Source organism: Synechocystis sp. PCC 7339, assembly GCF_019924095.1.
Taxonomy (GTDB): Bacteria; Cyanobacteriota; Cyanobacteriia; order Cyanobacteriales; family Microcystaceae; genus Synechocystis.
The window spans coordinates 3,339,971-3,355,608 of sequence record NZ_CP063659.1; the positions used below are offsets into that span (position 1 = coordinate 3,339,971).

At 48.7% G+C, this 15,638-nt stretch carries 15 protein-coding genes and 2 pseudogenes; 12 read left to right on the plus strand and 5 right to left on the minus strand.

From position 1 onward, the window contains the following. Positions 1-54: 54 nt before the first annotated feature. Together IQE94_RS15770 and IQE94_RS15775 are read left to right on the plus strand one after the other, a co-directional pair. Entirely contained in the window at positions 55-723 is a 669-nt protein-coding gene (locus tag IQE94_RS15770) for an HAS-barrel domain-containing protein (RefSeq protein WP_212720238.1), read from the plus strand. A 42-nt stretch (positions 724-765) separates the two neighbouring features. Then, the gene (locus tag IQE94_RS15775; RefSeq protein WP_212720236.1) at positions 766-1,755 is read left to right on the plus strand and encodes a DMT family transporter; all 990 of its coding nucleotides are present in this window, start codon (positions 766-768) and stop codon (positions 1,753-1,755) included. Between the two features lie 97 nt (positions 1,756-1,852). On the opposite strand, the gene IQE94_RS15780 is transcribed toward IQE94_RS15775, so the two are convergent. From IQE94_RS15780 to IQE94_RS15800, 5 genes are all read right to left on the minus strand, one after another. Further along, a complete protein-coding gene (locus IQE94_RS15780) occupies positions 1,853-2,209 on the minus strand; it encodes an iron-sulfur cluster assembly accessory protein (RefSeq protein ID WP_010871376.1) in 357 nt (118 codons plus the stop codon). Positions 2,210-2,404: 195 nt separating this feature from the next. After that, a complete protein-coding gene (locus IQE94_RS15785; protein ID WP_212720234.1) occupies positions 2,405-3,349 on the minus strand; it encodes a MoxR family ATPase in 945 nt (314 codons plus the stop codon). A gap of 187 nt (positions 3,350-3,536) precedes the next feature. Then, a complete protein-coding gene (locus IQE94_RS15790) occupies positions 3,537-4,619 on the minus strand; it encodes a DUF4350 domain-containing protein (protein ID WP_223342281.1) in 1,083 nt (360 codons plus the stop codon). A gap of 52 nt (positions 4,620-4,671) precedes the next feature. Further along, positions 4,672-5,985, minus strand: coding sequence for a HAMP domain-containing sensor histidine kinase (locus IQE94_RS15795; protein ID WP_223342282.1), 1,314 nt, complete (start codon positions 5,983-5,985; stop codon positions 4,672-4,674). Positions 5,986-6,036: 51 nt separating this feature from the next. Continuing rightward, a complete protein-coding gene (locus IQE94_RS15800) occupies positions 6,037-7,410 on the minus strand; it encodes a YcjF family protein (protein ID WP_223342283.1) in 1,374 nt (457 codons plus the stop codon). Positions 7,411-7,773: 363 nt separating this feature from the next. Here IQE94_RS15800 and IQE94_RS15805 point away from each other — a divergent pair, with 363 nt between their 5' ends. The 10 genes and pseudogenes from IQE94_RS15805 (at position 7,774) to IQE94_RS18690 (ending at position 15,462) form a co-directional block, all read left to right on the plus strand. Next, complete coding sequence (locus tag IQE94_RS15805) at positions 7,774-8,127, plus strand: ATP synthase subunit I (RefSeq protein WP_223342284.1); 354 nt, start codon at positions 7,774-7,776, stop codon at positions 8,125-8,127. Between the two features lie 68 nt (positions 8,128-8,195). Next, entirely contained in the window at positions 8,196-9,026 is an 831-nt protein-coding gene (atpB, locus tag IQE94_RS15810) for a F0F1 ATP synthase subunit A (protein WP_212720218.1), read from the plus strand. A 193-nt stretch (positions 9,027-9,219) separates the two neighbouring features. Then, on the plus strand, positions 9,220-9,465 hold the full coding sequence (gene atpE, locus IQE94_RS15815) for an ATP synthase F0 subunit C (protein ID WP_010871369.1): 246 nt from the start codon (positions 9,220-9,222) through the stop codon (positions 9,463-9,465). 116 nt (positions 9,466-9,581) lie between these two features. Then, positions 9,582-10,013 carry a F0F1 ATP synthase subunit B' gene (locus IQE94_RS15820; RefSeq protein ID WP_190598590.1) on the plus strand — a complete coding sequence of 144 codons (432 nt, stop codon included), beginning with the start codon at positions 9,582-9,584 and terminating at the stop codon, positions 10,011-10,013. A 25-nt stretch (positions 10,014-10,038) separates the two neighbouring features. Continuing rightward, positions 10,039-10,578: a F0F1 ATP synthase subunit B gene (locus IQE94_RS15825; protein ID WP_190598591.1), complete on the plus strand. Its 540-nt coding sequence runs from the start codon at positions 10,039-10,041 to the stop codon at positions 10,576-10,578. After that, positions 10,578-11,134, plus strand: a pseudogene (gene atpH / locus IQE94_RS15830) (ATP synthase F1 subunit delta). The gene IQE94_RS15825 and the pseudogene atpH overlap by 1 nt, the downstream one beginning before the upstream one ends. 60 nt (positions 11,135-11,194) lie before the next feature. Continuing rightward, entirely contained in the window at positions 11,195-12,706 is a 1,512-nt protein-coding gene (gene atpA / locus IQE94_RS15835) for a F0F1 ATP synthase subunit alpha (RefSeq protein ID WP_223342285.1), read from the plus strand. A 131-nt stretch (positions 12,707-12,837) separates the two neighbouring features. After that, positions 12,838-13,782 carry a F0F1 ATP synthase subunit gamma gene (locus IQE94_RS15840; protein WP_212720204.1) on the plus strand — a complete coding sequence of 315 codons (945 nt, stop codon included), beginning with the start codon at positions 12,838-12,840 and terminating at the stop codon, positions 13,780-13,782. 273 nt (positions 13,783-14,055) lie between these two features. Beyond that, positions 14,056-14,888: pseudogene (locus IQE94_RS15845) on the plus strand (IS630 family transposase). Positions 14,889-15,204: 316 nt separating this feature from the next. After that, entirely contained in the window at positions 15,205-15,462 is a 258-nt protein-coding gene (locus IQE94_RS18690) for a Uma2 family endonuclease (protein WP_249213995.1), read from the plus strand. Positions 15,463-15,638 lie beyond the last annotated feature (176 nt).

The following is a 15,638-nucleotide window of genomic DNA, read 5'->3' on the forward strand; positions in this document are numbered from 1 at the left end:
TTTTAAATTAACACTATAACAACCCATTAATTTTCCCTTAATTTTGTCAGTTTTATGCCATCGCTATCAGTTCAATTTAGCCTTGATGAACGTCATCCCCACCATATTGCTGAGGTAATTGAAACTAGCACCACCGGCTTTTTAGCCCAATGTTTGGAACCGGAGGAATTAACCTTTCCCATCATGCCGGCCTTTGGTAGTTGGGTAAAAGCCACAGATGAAGATTCGGGCAATACCATTTTTGCGGTGGTTAGTTACGCCACCACCATGCCCATCGACTCCATTCACCGGGCCAGGGCCCTAGGTCTTTCCCTGGGGGAACTGCGGGAACAACAGCCCCAAATTTTTGCCATGTTAACCACGGAATTTCAAGCGGCGATCGTGGGTTTCCAAAACCAGGAGTCCGCCCCCAATGGCCGGGGTCCCATCCCCAGTAGGGTGTTTCACTATTTACCGCCCCGCCCGCCCCAAATTCACCAGGCGGTGTTCCAGTGCGATCGCCAAGAAGTGGTGCAGTTTACTGATTCCCCCGATTTCCTACGTATTCTTTTACAAATTACCGATGCCCCCGTTGATGCTCTGATTGCGGCTGCTCTAAGGGAAATTTATCTACTTCGCCAAGGCGATCGGGCCTGGCTAGTAACTGTTGGACGTCACCTCAGTTTGCTCCTCAAAGATGACTACGATCGCCTGCGCCATATCCTTGGTCAAGTCCATTTTTAGGGACAGTGGTGGTTCCATTTCAGAGTAGCGGCACCAAAAATTATGCGAATTTTATCTAATGTTAATCTGACAGGACTATTGATTGTCCTCCTTGCCGCTATTTTCTTTTGTTTTCATAACGTCATTGTCCGAATTCTATATTCCCAGCAAAATATTTTAGGTATTTGGCAAGTGGGCGGTTTTGTGACCCCTACCCTGAGCCATTCTTTTCTCCTCCTATTGTTAAGAATGCTTTGGGTAGTACCGCTCATGGCCTTAATTTCCCAGCGCCTCTATGGCAATACGTGGCGAGAAATTAATCAACTAAAACAACCTTCCCATCGCTCAATAGTTTGGGAGGCTATGGGCTGCGGATTTTTAATGTTTCTCTACCTAGTTTTGCTCTATGTTTCCATTAGCTACATTCCCACTGGCATCGCCATCACCCTATTTTTTACCTACCCGATCTTTACAGCGCTATTGGCATGGCGGCTATTTAACGATGTACCCAGTTTATTGCGTTGGCTGGTGATTGGTTTAACGTTAATAGGCACATTTTTAACCATTCCCTATGCCTACGGTGGGGAGCAAAAAACATTGGCGATCGGCATTGGCACTGGCATTGCTTCCGGCATTGTTTATGCTGGCTATACGGTATTTGCCCAAAGGAGCTTTCAAAGACTCCATCCAGTCCCCTTCACCTGGATCAGTTTTGCCACCACCTTGATTTTTTCCGTACTGTGCTTAATCATTTGGCGTCCCAACGAAGGTAATTTACCCTGGTTAGCCATTGCCATTGGCTCCCTGTTGTCGGCTTTATTCACCTTGGCTGGCCATGTGCTTAACAACTGGGGCATCCATTTAATCGGTGCCAGTCGAGCGGCCATTATTGGGGCAACTAATCCCGCTTTAACAGTGGTGCTGGCAGGATTAGCTATTCAAGAAAGCCTCACCAATATTCAAATTCTAGGGGTATGTCTGGTTACTTTCAGCATTGCCTTGCTTAATTATGAGAAAGCTACCCCCGGTGCAGAGAAAAAGCCATTCAAATAGCTAGAAAAAAAGAGCAGGATTTACCTTTCCCGCTCCAGTTGCAAATTTTCAGTTGTATATTTTTTCTACATTTAATTACCTAAATCAGGAAAAAATTTTAAACCCCGAAGGATTTACCGCAACCGCAGGTTTGATTGGCATTGGGATTAGTAAACTGGAAACCACCACCAATGAGGGCGTTACTATAATCCAACATCAAACCATAGAGATATAGCAAACTTTTCCGGTCACAGATAATCTGAAAACCTTCATAGTCGAACACTTCGTCATGTTCCGTAGCTCGATTGGGTTCCTCAAAATCCATCATATAGGACATGCCAGAACAGCCCCCTTGACGTACCCCCACCCGCAAACAAAGGTCTTTGCCCTGTTGTTCTTTCAAGGCTAGGAGGTGTTTGAGGGCCGCATCAGAAAGTTGAATGCCCTTAGCTTGGGTCGCAGTGGCTTGGCTCATGGTTAGGCTTGAACTCCTATGCAAAAGTTAGAGGAAAATTAAAAGTAAATTCAATGGCTTTAGTTTCCATCTTAGCGACAACGGGGGAGACTGTGGGCAAAAATTCCCTATGGCAACAATTGGGTCTTGGCTAAATTTTTTCTTTTCTCGTCAACGGATAGGGGGTTAGCTGTGCAACTTTCCCATTTTTCTTGGTCAACGGGGGACTGCGGTTTGCTCCACAATGGCAGTGATCACATCATCAATGCCAATGCCATCAAGCTGAGCTTCCGGTCGTAGGATTAAACGATGGCGTAATAGGGGCAGAGCAACGGTTTTGAGATTATCGGGCAGTAAATATTCCTGCCCATTCAGCCAAGCATCGGCCTTCGCGGCTTGCAACCAACGGAGGCAGGCCCTCGGGGAAGCTCCAATTAAAACATCGGGGTGATGGCGGGTTTTTTCCACCAGGGCCAAGAGGTAATCCAACAGTTTTTCATCCACGGTAATATCCTCCACCGATCGCCGGCTGGCCAAAATTTCTTCTACGCTGGCAATGGCGGTTAACTCCTCCAAGTCTTGCCGTTGAGCATGGAAACCCTGCTGGAAATTGACCAACATTTGTTTAGTTGCGGCCTGGGGAGGATAGTCCACCACTAGCTTAAATAAAAAGCGGTCTAGTTGGGCTTCTGGTAGGGGATAGGTACCTTCAAACTCCAAGGGGTTTTGGGTGGCCACTACCCAGAATAGGGCAGGTAGGGCATGGGTCTGGCCATCGAGGGTCACTTGCCGTTCTTCCATGGCTTCCAGCAGGGCGGACTGGGTTTTGGGGGGAGTGCGGTTAATTTCATCTGCTAGCAAAATTTCCGTAAACACAGGACCCTGTTTAAGGCTGAAGGCCTGCTGGTTGAAATCGAATACGTTTACCCCCACCATGTCGGAGGGCAACATATCCGGAGTCAGTTGTACCCGTCTAAATTGGGATTGGATCGATTGGGCCAAAAGTTTTACCAACAGAGTTTTCCCCGTACCCGGCACCCCTTCTATGATCACATGGCCACCAGCCAACAAGGCCACCAGTAATTCTTGGATAAGATGGGGTTGGCCCACCAAAAATGTTTCCAAATGGCCACGGAGTTCGTTAAACAGGGGACGGGTCATAGGGTTTGGTCAAGGGGAGTAAAATCGGGCAATTGATAACAATGGCAGTTTTAGCAGATTTGATTGGCAAAGGCCCTAAAATTAAAGCCTAAAAACACCAAAATAAACGCAAAACATTAACTCAATCAGCCCCAATAATGGGCAGTCACTCCACCGCATTAGGTTTGAGGCCATTGCCCAATGGGTTTTAGCTAGAGGGGGGCAGTTGGGCTTGCAGTTGTTGCCATTGTTTTAACCATACTCGTAAGTCACTCTCATTTTTGGGCAATTTGTCTGGGTGGCTAAGGTTGGTTAGTAAGGCCGAAGTAGCTTCACTTTCTTTGGCCGTGGACAAGTTGCCTAATCGCCTCTGTAGGGAGGGACTTTCCGCCTGGAGCAATTGTTGCACCACAAATTGAGGCCGATCGCCTTTTTCCAAAACCTGGGCCAGGGCGTTGATATAGGCTTGGTTATTGTTGCTAGTCAGGCTAGGTGGTGCTTGGGGCTGGCCAAAACGTCGGTTCCCAAAAATGATTAAGAGGATCACAGCCACTAGGGATTGCAGAAAAATTAGCATTAGGGGAGTGTTTTGCAGATAGGCCCACACCGATTCCACCCCTTCCTTCTGGAGGGTTTCTGCGTCCTTATAGCCGTGTAAATATTCATCCACCCACAGGGGATTATTACCTTCAGTTAATAAAGATTGGAGCAGGGCAAAGTTGCCTGGGTCATCCTGGAAAGCATTGGCCGCCAAAAAGGGCGGTACCACCCAGATAATTTCTCCCTTGCCTTGCTGTTGCCGCCAAATTAAGGTGCCGTATTCGTCCGCTAATATTTTCCCTTCCTTTTGAGGCGATCGCCTTCTGCCCTGAATCCGTATTGGGCCCTGGTCGCTAGCTACGGTTTGATTAAAGGGGGCTTCAGTCAATTCGGCCCATCGTCCTAGGTAAACCAAACGATTACCACGGGTTACCCACTCCCACTCCTGGGGGGTGACGTTGCCTCCATCCCCATAGGGAGCAATGTTAGTGATCGGTCGGGGATCAATTCTTAGTAAAGTCACCGGGGTCGGTAGATTGGTGAGTTCGTCCCCTGGTTTACGCCACCGTTGTACGGGGTTTCCCCTTTGTTCCATCCATTGCCACCAAGCCCCATAGCCCCCTGGATTAGTACTATAGGTAGACCCTTGCAGATGCTCTGCCCGCCCGGTTCCCGTCCACAGTAATGCCCCCGCCGTCACCACGGCGATCGCCAGCAGAATAATCAAATTACGACGGGATTTAAATAACATTGGCAACGGCAGATCAAGACCCACAGATCATCAGGACATCAGAGAGCAAAACCTAGTTGGTGACAACAAAACGGTGGCCGAGGGAATTATCCACCATAGCTGGCAAAAAAATGTGGAAATTACTACCCTGTCCGGGGCGACTGTGGACAGTGATTTTGCCGCCCCAACGTTCCACTAGGCGATGGACAATGGTTAAACCTAACCCCGCCCCCTGGGTTTCCGAGGAAGTATTTTGTCCCCGGAAAAAACATTCAAATAAATGGGGGATGTCCGCTCTGGCAATGCCACAACCGTTATCATTCACCACAATTTCCACTTGAAATCCCTGGTGATAGGCTTTAATTTGCACCCTCCCCCCAGATTCAGTGAATTGTAGGGCATTTTCTAGTAATTTCTGCAGTATGGCTTGCAAATCTGCCCTAGAACAGGCCACTGGAGGACAGTTTTCCGCCGCAGTGGAGTTCAAGGTAATTGATTTTTCGGCAGCGATGGGCAGGTAAATACCGATTACCCCCATAATGCAATCGGCAATTGATACTGATTCCGGGGAGGGGGCAGTGCTATCAATTTCCAACAACGCCTGCAAACCATTGATCAAATCAGTTTGGCGATCGCAGTTTTGTCTAATTAAGTCTAAATATCGCTGACGGGCTTCCTTTTTTTGTTGAAAAGATTCCAACAATTGCAGTGCTGTTTTGGTATTGGTGAGGGGAATACCCAATTCCCGAATTAAATTAACCACAAAGGAGTTGGCGATCTCCGTATAATTTGGCTGCCTATTATCATTACTCGTAATTTTTTTGAGGGGTGGTCCCATCCCTTGCACCAGTTGGTTAACCAAATCCAAATCGGCGCTGGAGGCCAGCTTTTCCGGCGTGAACAAATCCATTGGCAAGTCGTCTGCCACCACCAATAACTGCTTTAATTGATTCAAAAAATGCTCAATCACCCGTGGAGAAAAGCTTTGTAGAATACTTACCACCTTAGGGTTTTTCGGAGATTCATTCAGCAAAATTAAGAAGTTAATTTCGGCGCTGAGAAAACAGAAAAAATTTTCCCCCTGCCAATGGGTATCAACTTCCAAAAGCAATGGGTTAACGGTTGTTTTTAGGTCCAACCTCAACCCTGCCACCGGCCCCGGCTCATCCACGGGACGACACCAATATAAGTGCTTCAAAAGCCCAGTTTGACTATAGTCGGTGATCGCCGTTTGCCAGGAGGATTGCCCGCTAAACTTACCCCAAACACGGCACTGAATCTGGTTGTCAGCCAAAATCAGACAAATACTTTTAAACCAATTAACTGCCGCCGCCATTCCCAACGTGTGCAGGGTATGGGGGGTTTGCCCCTGAACCAATCTGAACATGGATGGTGATCACTCCAATTTTTTGTGGCCATGGCCTTGGGAGAACCTAACCTAATTATGGCCACTAGGGGGATTTTTAAACCGATTTTGGGCTTCTTGGAAAGCATTTCGCATCACCGCTTGGATTTTTTGTGGATCTGGTTTCTTGCCTCCCATCAAATCCCCAAAATAGACACAGGCTCCTTCCCCCAAAGACCAGGTGTAGGCCGCCGCCCAAGATGCCGCCACCACGGAACCAAATCCCGGCACAAATTTGATCAGTTCTCGACCCACTGCCTGGGCCAAAAATCCCCCCGCAATGGCACTGACCACTCCCCCTGCCTGAGAAGGGGTTAACACTTGGCCATACAGTTTGCCCAGCAGTCCCACCAAGGAAACTTGGAGCACCGTCAACACCGGCATGGTCGCAAAGGGGAGGGGCACTGCGGCCAGGGTTGCCGCCATGACAGAAAAGGCCAAAATATACCGGCGGGCCACATCCCGGTAAATATTGCCCAGTCGCTTACCTGTTTCCCCATCCAACAGTTGATGGAGGGTTTGGGCTTCCGCTTTAGGTAATCTCTCCGCCAGGCGATCGCGCAGGGTCGTTAGACCATAGAACTCAGGGTTATAGCCATCTTCTTCCCTGGTAAAATCCACCATCACCGCTCCGTCAATCCAGGGGGCAAAATTGCTGGCAATGGCGGCAAAGGCCCGCTCTATTTCCGGTTGCTCGGGGGGATAGGGGGGATGGTCATTGCTGGGGTGGGGGTAAACTTCATGGAGACAGGTCACTACTAACAGGCAGGGAATTTGCGGATAGGCAGTTTTTAAATCCTCAATAATTTGCCGGAGGGTATCGGTGGCAAAATCGGTAATTTTGACAGTGAGCAGTAAAATTTTTGCCGCTGGATTAACATCATCCGGGGCGGCCAGTTCCGCTTTAAGTTCTTCAATTAAAGATTGGGTGTCGTGGCCCAAATCCCCCAAACCAACGGTGTCGGTGAAAATTAATAGGGGAAGTTCTGGGGAAGGATAGGCGTAGCGGGCCGTGTTTTGGGTATGGGGCTGGAAACCTTGACCCACAATCTCAGCCGAAGCTCCGGTTAATCCCCGCACCAGGGAGCTTTTCCCGGATTGGGGTTTACCGATCAGTAGGGCTTCCGTGGTGGGTAATTCCCGGCGCAATTGGGTCAAGATGTCGGCAATTTCGGCTTCATCCACCCAGAGGCGGTCCAGAAGCTTTTTTTTCCAATATTCCAGGGGAAGGAGATTTTGGAGATGGTGACGAGTACCTTGCCACCAGGTATGGATTGGCCAAGTTTGCTCTGATTGTTCGGACGGAGCTAGGGAGGGATTGGGATGGGTAATAATTTCCTGGTCAATTTCGTCTGGATTTTTGGCTTCGTTGACCTCGGGCTGGGGAGAATTGGGGGGAAGAACCATAGCCGCTGGGAAAAAACGCTAGACGGGATAGGGGCAACTGGTAGGCCTTGGATAATGATCAGAATCAGCCACCTAGGTGATCTTGGCAATTTTCTTTGGCGATCGCTAGGGGGATTGCCGTCCTTGCTGGGGGTCTAGACAAAAAACAAAAAACTAAGAATCGGTTGCGACAGCGTGATATGATCGCTTCTGGCTTAGGGTAGGTGGCCCTTGATTACCAAGGAAGACCGTTGCCCAAACTCCATTTCTCACCTTGCTAGTAGTCAGAGTGTGACACTGCCAACTCCATCGTCCGAGGGTCAAAATTTCCCCAGTGCCCCTGCCCCGAAGCTTATGGAAGCGGAAACGGTAGTGGATAACGGAATGGCTGACTTTTACCGGTTGCAACGGCAGTTGTTGACCTGGACCCTGGTGGCTACGGCGATAATTTTTATCTGTGTTGTCTGGGCCTATTCCCTCAATATAGCTTTAAATTATTTGCTCGGAGCACTGGCGGGGCTGATATATCTCAAGCTATTGGCAAAAGATGTGGAAAGGGTCGGATCTCAGTCTGGGAGGGCTGGGGTGAAAGGTTTAGCAGTTTTTGTTGGGCTGATCATCATTGCCACCCAAAGGGAAAGCCTCGAGGTTTTACCTGTTTTTCTGGGATTCCTAACCTATAAAGCTGCGATCATTTTCTATATGCTGCAAAGCGTGTTTACGCCCACAGCGGATTAGATGATGAGAGGTTGAAGAAAGGTCTGGGCTATGGACTGGCTTGGCCCCAGGGTAGTGTCTCCTAGTTTATGCAAGGGAGCCCTTCTTGGTTGCTAAGGTTTGTTGAGGGCCAACAGCTTTCCTCTTTACCCCGTCAATCTCACCGAATAACAATGTTAGCTGGTTTGAGTGTTTTAAATTTGTTTCCTCTAGCTGCCCTGGAAGTGGGTCAGCAGTGGTATTGGGAAATTGGGAACCTCAAATTACACGGGCAAACATTTGCAACCTCTTGGTTTGTCATTTTATTGCTGGTAATTGCTTCCCTCGCGGCTACGCGAAATGTGCAACGGGTTCCCAGCGGCATCCAAAACCTCATGGAATATGTGCTGGAGTTCCTCCGGGATCTGGCGCGGAACCAACTGGGGGAAAAGGAATACCGCCCTTGGCTACCGTTTATCGGCACATTGTTTCTGTTTATTTTTGTATCTAACTGGTCCGGGGCCCTATTACCTTGGAAGCTAATTCACATCCCCGACGGAGCAGAATTGGCGGCCCCCACCAACGATATCAATACAACTGTTGCCCTGGCGTTGCTTACCTCCTTGGCCTACTTCTATGCAGGTCTCAGTAAGAAAGGGTTGGGGTATTTCGCCAACTATGTGCAACCCATTCCCGTTCTTTTACCCATCAAGATTTTAGAAGACTTCACTAAGCCCCTTTCCCTGAGCTTCCGTTTATTTGGTAACATCCTTGCGGACGAGTTGGTGGTGGCAGTGCTTGTACTGCTTGTGCCTTTACTTGTACCTTTACCTCTGATGGCACTGGGTTTATTCACCAGTGCGATCCAGGCCTTGGTGTTTGCCACTTTAGCCGGAGCCTATATCCATGAGGCGATCGAGTCTGAAGGTGAGGAGCATTAGCCCTCCGGTGTAAGATATCTGCGGCCATGGTGGTTTAACCCCTTGCGGTTGACTTGCCCTGCCCGGTGCTTGCCTGGGCCAATGCTCACCCCAGGAGTTGTCCGTTTCCCCAGATCTGTTTTTAATCTGGCGGAAATTTACTCCGAAAATCCTAAACTTTACTGTCGTTTTGTTAGCTAAAAGGAAAAAAATTATGGATTCTACCGTTGCTGCCGCTTCTGTCATTGCCGCTGCCCTTGCTGTTGGTTTAGGGGCGATCGGCCCTGGTATTGGTCAAGGTAATGCCTCTGGCCAAGCCGTGTCCGGTATTGCTCGCCAACCCGAAGCTGAAGGCAAAATTCGGGGTACTTTGCTGTTGACCCTGGCATTCATGGAATCCTTGACAATTTACGGTCTGGTTATCGCCCTCGTATTGTTGTTCGCCAACCCCTTCGCGTAAGGACGGATTCGTAGCCCGAGACGTGAGTTGATCGCGTCTCCTCACCCCGCCAATCCGCTATTCGTTGGGTTTGTGGGGATTATTCCGCTAATCCCTGACCTAGTTTTTGTAAAACAATGTTTGATTTTGATGCCACCCTGCCCCTGATGGCATTGCAGTTCGTGGTTCTCGCGTTCCTGCTCAATGCCATTTTCTACAAGCCGATGAATAAGGTTTTGGATGAACGGGCTGATTACATTCGCACCAATGAAGAGGATGCCCGGGAGCGGTTAGCCAAGGCCAAGGCGATTACCCAGGAGTATGAGCAACAGATTACCGATGCCCGTCGGCAGTCCCAGGCTGTGATCGCTGATGCCCAAGCTGAAGCTAGGCGTTTGGCGGCGGAAAAAATTGCTGAGGCCCAACGGGAATCCCAACGGCAAAAGGAAACGGCGGCGCAGGAAATCGAGGCCCAACGGCAGTCGGCTCTGAGTTCTTTGGAACAGGAGGTGGCGGCCCTGAGTGATCAGATTTTGCACAAATTGTTAGGCCCTGAATTGATTAAATAAGTGCCCTATAGACTTAGTTGCCATTATGCTTAATACCTTGTTCATCCTAGCGGCCGAAGCCCATGCGGCGGGGGAAGGAGGGTTCGGAATCAACTTAGATTTTCTGGAAGCCAACCTCTTTAACCTGGCCATTTTGCTGGGAATTATTATTTACTATGCGCCGAAAACCTTGGGTAAAATCCTTGGCGATCGCCGTCAAAAAATTGCCGATGCCATTGAAGAGGCTGAAACTCGCCAACGCAAATCTGCCCAGATTTTAGCGGAGGAAGAGAAAAAATTGGCCCAAGCTAAGGCTGAGGCCGCCCGCATTGTCCAGGACGCGGGTCAAAGGGCAGAGGTGGCTAAACAGGAAATTGCAGCCCAGACGGAAACTGACCTACGCCGGATGCAAGAAACAGCGGCCCAGGATTTGGGTGCCGAGCAGGACCGGGTCATTGCGGAATTAAAGCGCCGCATCGCTGAACAGGCAGTGGCCAAGGCCGAAGCTGACCTGCGCGATCGCCTCAATGAAGATACCCAGGATCGGTTGATCGAACGCAGTATTGCCCAATTGGGAGGTCGTTAATGAAAAGCTCTATGTACAGCAGTAAAATCGCTGAACCCTATGCCCAGGCATTGATGGGACTGGCCCAACAGCAAAACCTAACGGAGGCTTTTGGTGAAGACCTGCGCTCCATTTTGGCTCTACTGAAGGAATCTCCGGATTTAGCCGCCGCCCTTTCTAGCCCGGTGGTCAAGGACGAAGATAAAAAATCTGTGCTGCGTTCTGTGATGGGAGAAGGGGGCAATGGCTACCTGATCAACTTCTTGATGTTGTTGGTGGATAAACGCCGGATCATTTTCCTCGAAGCCATTTGCGAGCAATACCTGGTCCTGTTGCGACAGTTCACCAATACAGTGTTAGCCGAAGTGACCTCCGCCCTCAAGCTCACCGATGCCCAAAAGGATCAGGTGAAAGAGAAAGTTAAACAACTTACCGGAGCCCAGTCGGTGGAATTGGTAACCAAAATCGATGGAGATATTCTGGGGGCATTGTCATCAAAGTCGGTTCCCAGGTGTTCGATTCCAGTTTACGGGGTCAACTCCGCCGGGTTGGTCTGAGTCTCGGGACCGCCCTCTAGCAGTTAGTTTGGTCGCCCAGCGACGCTTTATATTCACTTTTTCAACGGAAAATTAAGACTATGGTAAGCATTAGACCCGACGAGATTAGCAGTATCATCCGCCAGCAAATCGAGTCCTATGATCAGAGTGTGCAGGTGTCCAATGTAGGCACAGTGCTCCAAGTAGGGGATGGTACCGCCCGGATTTATGGTCTGGAACAGGTGATGTCCCAGGAGTTACTGGAGTTTGAAGACGGCACCATCGGCATTGCCCTCAACCTGGAAGAAGATAACGTCGGTGCAGTATTGATGGGAGATGGCATCAATATTCAAGAAGGCAGTACCGTTAAAACCACCGGCCAGATTGCCCAAATTCCCGTAGGGGATGCCATGGTGGGTCGGGTTGTGGATTCCCTCGGTCGTCCCATCGACGGTAAGGGTCCCATTACTTCCTCTGCTACCCGTTTGTTGGAATCTCCGGCCCCTGGGATTATTGAACGGAAATCCGTTTGTGAGCCCATGCAAACCGGCATTACCGCCATCGACGCCATGATTCCCATTGGTCGGGGTCAGCGGGAATTGATCATTGGGGACCGTAAAACTGGTAAAACGGCGATCGCCATTGACACCATCATTAACCAGAAGTCCGAAGACGTGGTTTGCGTTTACGTGGCGATCGGACAAAAGGCTTCCACCGTAGCCCAAATCATCGATACCCTGACCGACAAAGGGGCTATGGACTACACCATTGTGGTAGCTGCTAATGCCAACGACCCCGCCACTCTGCAATATTTGGCCCCCTACACCGGTGCCACCTTGGCGGAACACTTCATGTATCAAGGCAAGAGCACCTTGGTGATCTACGATGATTTGTCCAAGCAAGCCCAAGCCTACCGTCAGATGTCCCTGTTGATGCGTCGCCCCCCCGGTCGGGAAGCTTACCCCGGTGACGTGTTCTACATCCACTCCCGTTTGTTGGAGCGGGCCGCTAAATTGAGCGATGCCCTCGGTGGTGGTAGCATGACCGCCCTGCCGGTGATTGAAACCCAAGCTGGGGACGTATCTGCTTACATTCCCACCAACGTAATTTCTATTACGGACGGTCAAATTTTCCTTTCCACCGACCTGTTCAACGCTGGCTTCCGTCCCGCCATTAATGCTGGTATTTCCGTAAGTCGGGTAGGTTCCGCCGCCCAAACCAAAGCCATGAAAAAAGTGGCTGGTAAATTGAAGCTGGAATTGGCCCAGTTTGCCGAACTAGAAGCCTTTTCCCAATTTGCTTCTGATTTGGATGCCGCCACCCAAGCCCAACTGGCTCGGGGTCAACGGTTGCGTCAACTGCTGAAACAGCCGGAAAATTCCCCTCTGTCCGTGTGGGAACAGGTTGCCATCAGCTACGCCGGTTTGAATGGTTACATTGACAGCATTCCTGTGGAAAAAGTGACGGACTTTGCCCAAGGTCTGCGGGACTACCTTAAGGCTAACAAAGCCAAGTACGTGGAAATCATCGGTAGCACCAAAGCCCTCACCGAAGAAGCGGAAACTTTGTTGAAAGAAGGGATTAAAGAATTCACCCAAGGTTTTGCCGCCTAATCAATGCCCAAGTCGGTGAGTTGGGGGGAAGGGTCTGGGCCAAGCTCGACTTTTCCCCACCCCTGATTTTAGGGATCCACATTTAGGCTCCAGAACAATTAAAAAGATAAATTTAACGGGTGTAACGTCCTATGCCTAACCTCAAAGCGATTCGTGACCGGATTCAGTCGGTCAAAAATACTAAAAAAATTACTGAAGCTATGCGCCTAGTGGCGGCGGCCAAAGTACGTCGGGCCCAGGAACAAGTACTTTCCACCAGGCCCTTTGCTGATGCCCTTGCCCAGGTGCTATACAATCTGCAAAATCGTCTTTCCTTTGCAGAAACAGAATTACCATTGTTTGAGCAACGGGAACCTAAAGCGGTGGCCCTCCTGGTGGTCACTGGCGATCGAGGGTTATGCGGTGGTTATAACGTCAACGCCATTAAGCGGGCAGAACAACGGGCTAAGGAATTAAAAAGCCAAGGCATTGCAGTCAAACTAGTGTTGGTGGGCAGTAAGGCCAAACAATATTTTGGTCGGCGGGACTACGATGTGGCCGCCAGCTACGCCAATCTAGAACAAATTCCCAACGCTTCAGAAGCGGCTCAGATCGCTGATTCTTTGGTGGCTTTGTTTGTTTCCGAGGCAGTGGATCGGGTGGAGCTAATTTACACTCGGTTTGTTTCTTTGATTAGCTCCCAGCCTGTGGTTCAAACCCTGTTTCCCCTCTCTCCCCAGGGACTGGAAGCCGCCGATGATGAGATTTTCCGGCTCATTACCAGGGGTGGAAAGTTCCAAGTGGAACGAGAAAAGGTTGCTACTTCGGTGGAAAGTTTTCCCCAGGATATGATTTTTGAGCAGGATCCAGTGCAAATTCTGGAAGCTCTGTTGCCCTTGTATAACACCAACCAGTTGTTGCGGGCTCTGCAGGAATCGGCGGCCAGTGAGTTGGCGGCTCGGATGACGGCCATGAGTAATGCCAGTGACAATGCTGGACAGTTAATTGGCACTCTGACCCTTTCCTACAACAAGGCTCGTCAGGCGGCCATTACCCAGGAATTGTTGGAAGTGGTAGCGGGGGCTAATTCCCTCTAACTCATTTTAGTGATCTTTTCATACGGCTCCTGCCCTTCGGGGTGGGGGCTTTTCCATTTCATGGTCTTGGTTTACTTCTAACGTTTTGGGTCTACCCATATCGAGGTTTGGGTAACAATCCAGTTGTTGCTCACCATTACTTGTTACTAAACTAAATGAGACAAGGACAGTTGCCCCTGTTTCCTTTGAAAGTATAGCTAACTGAAATAAGAGTGGGGCGGACGATATGTATAATGCCATATTATGAATAATGACTAAACTAATAAGCAACTTATGGCATACGATCTAGATTTACGGCTAAGAGTAATAAGTTTTCTAGAAGAAGGGAATGGTGTAACGAAGGCATCAAAAATATTCAAAGTAGGTAGAGAGACAATTTATAGATGGTTAAGCCGGAAAAATCTGGGACCAACGAAGGTAAAGAACCGGCGTCGGAAGATAGATATAAAAGAGCTAGAGAAAGATGTGATGAAAAATCCGGATATGCCGATGAAAGAGAGAGCAAAGAAATTCGGTGTAACTGCTAGCGCACTTTCATATAAATTTAAAGAAATGGGAATTACCAGAAAAAAAACAGCTACTATATAAAGAAAGAGATGAAGAAAAAAGAGCAGAATATCAAAAAATCCTGAAAGAGCTAATTCTAATTTATGGGGTTGCAAGCCTTGTATTCATAGATGAAGCTGGTTTTGAGGAGTTTGCCTCTTCAGTGTAAGGATGGTCAAAAAGAGGAGTAAGAGTATATGGAGAAAAGCAAGGAAAGAGAGAAAAAAAAGAAAGAAAAAGAAGAAAAAAAAGAGCTGATAGCACCGATGCTATTTACTGGAAGTTTAAATGCCGAAGGTTTTGAAAGATGGCTTGAATTATACTTGATACCTGCATTAACAATTCCATCGGTATTAATTATGGATAATGCGCCTATTCATAGAAAGACTAGGATTAAAAAAATAGTGGAAGAGGCAGGACATACAATTTTATTTTTACCTACCTACTCGCCAGATCTTAATGACATAGAGCATGATTTTAGTACATTGAAAAGAGCAAGAACATACGCCTCTCCAGATGTAAACATAGATGAAATCATTCGTAACTACTGTGTAGCATAGTGTCCTATAGTTAATTTAATTATCTATAAGTCCTTGTCCTTGGTGGGCGTAACCCTGCTTATCGCCAGTAGTTTCTACTGGAAACAAACGCAAAGGTAATCAAGCTAAGGCTGACCTAGACCTTTTGATTGTCTCTCCAGAAAAATCTGCTTAGGTATTGCTCGTGGAGAATGTCAACCTGAATTTAATTAGACCTTCTTTTCATTTGGCTAGTGCAAATGCAGTCACCTCTGCTAACGGATGGTCTGGACATATTTCTGCGAAGACCGGAGATTGAGGCTTCCCCTGCCTGGGAATTTATTCCCAGCAAAAGCCCATGCCCACCCCGTTCCACTCTCGCTTACAACGTAATCTGGTCAACCTCATTAATCGGCAAACGAGGGATTATGAAGCCATTCAAGAGTTGCGCTGTCTTGTGCCCCCCTTCTCCCCCGTTCCTGACATTGCCGTTGTGAACAGCGCTCGCCTGGGAGGCGAGGACGAACCATTGATAGGACCACCGGAATGGTTATTGAAATTCTTTCCCCTGATCAAAATATTCTCAATCTGCAGACTAAAATTCCGCATTGTCTAACCCAAGGAACTAAACTGACATAGCTAATTGATATTGACCGCCAACAAATTTGGGTTTGGCACCGGGAAACGTTGCCTTTAGTTTATCAAGGGCCAGATGTGGCGCCAACGCTGGACGATCTGTTGAACTTGACCGTTGATGATGTGATTTCCATGGCTCGACAACGATGAGTCTTT

Bases quoted from the DNA above. Each gene is read 5' to 3' on its own strand.
- IQE94_RS15770 (WP_212720238.1), top strand. From the start codon at position 55: ATGCCATCGCTATCAGTTCAATTTAGCCTTGATGAACGTCATCCCCAC.
- IQE94_RS15775 (WP_212720236.1), top strand. From the start codon at position 766: ATGCGAATTTTATCTAATGTTAATCTGACAGGACTATTGATTGTCCTC.
- IQE94_RS15780 (WP_010871376.1), bottom strand. From the start codon at position 2,209: ATGAGCCAAGCCACTGCGACCCAAGCTAAGGGCATTCAACTTTCTGAT.
- IQE94_RS15785 (WP_212720234.1), bottom strand. From the start codon at position 3,349: ATGACCCGTCCCCTGTTTAACGAACTCCGTGGCCATTTGGAAACATTT.
- IQE94_RS15790 (WP_223342281.1), bottom strand. From the start codon at position 4,619: ATGTTATTTAAATCCCGTCGTAATTTGATTATTCTGCTGGCGATCGCC.
- IQE94_RS15795 (WP_223342282.1), bottom strand. From the start codon at position 5,985: ATGTTCAGATTGGTTCAGGGGCAAACCCCCCATACCCTGCACACGTTG.
- IQE94_RS15800 (WP_223342283.1), bottom strand. From the start codon at position 7,410: ATGGTTCTTCCCCCCAATTCTCCCCAGCCCGAGGTCAACGAAGCCAAA.
- IQE94_RS15805 (WP_223342284.1), top strand. From the start codon at position 7,774: ATGGCTGACTTTTACCGGTTGCAACGGCAGTTGTTGACCTGGACCCTG.
- atpB (WP_212720218.1), top strand. From the start codon at position 8,196: ATGCAAGGGAGCCCTTCTTGGTTGCTAAGGTTTGTTGAGGGCCAACAG.
- atpE (WP_010871369.1), top strand. From the start codon at position 9,220: ATGGATTCTACCGTTGCTGCCGCTTCTGTCATTGCCGCTGCCCTTGCT.
- IQE94_RS15820 (WP_190598590.1), top strand. From the start codon at position 9,582: ATGTTTGATTTTGATGCCACCCTGCCCCTGATGGCATTGCAGTTCGTG.
- IQE94_RS15825 (WP_190598591.1), top strand. From the start codon at position 10,039: ATGCTTAATACCTTGTTCATCCTAGCGGCCGAAGCCCATGCGGCGGGG.
- atpA (WP_223342285.1), top strand. From the start codon at position 11,195: ATGGTAAGCATTAGACCCGACGAGATTAGCAGTATCATCCGCCAGCAA.
- IQE94_RS15840 (WP_212720204.1), top strand. From the start codon at position 12,838: ATGCCTAACCTCAAAGCGATTCGTGACCGGATTCAGTCGGTCAAAAAT.
- IQE94_RS18690 (WP_249213995.1), top strand. From the start codon at position 15,205: ATGCCCACCCCGTTCCACTCTCGCTTACAACGTAATCTGGTCAACCTC.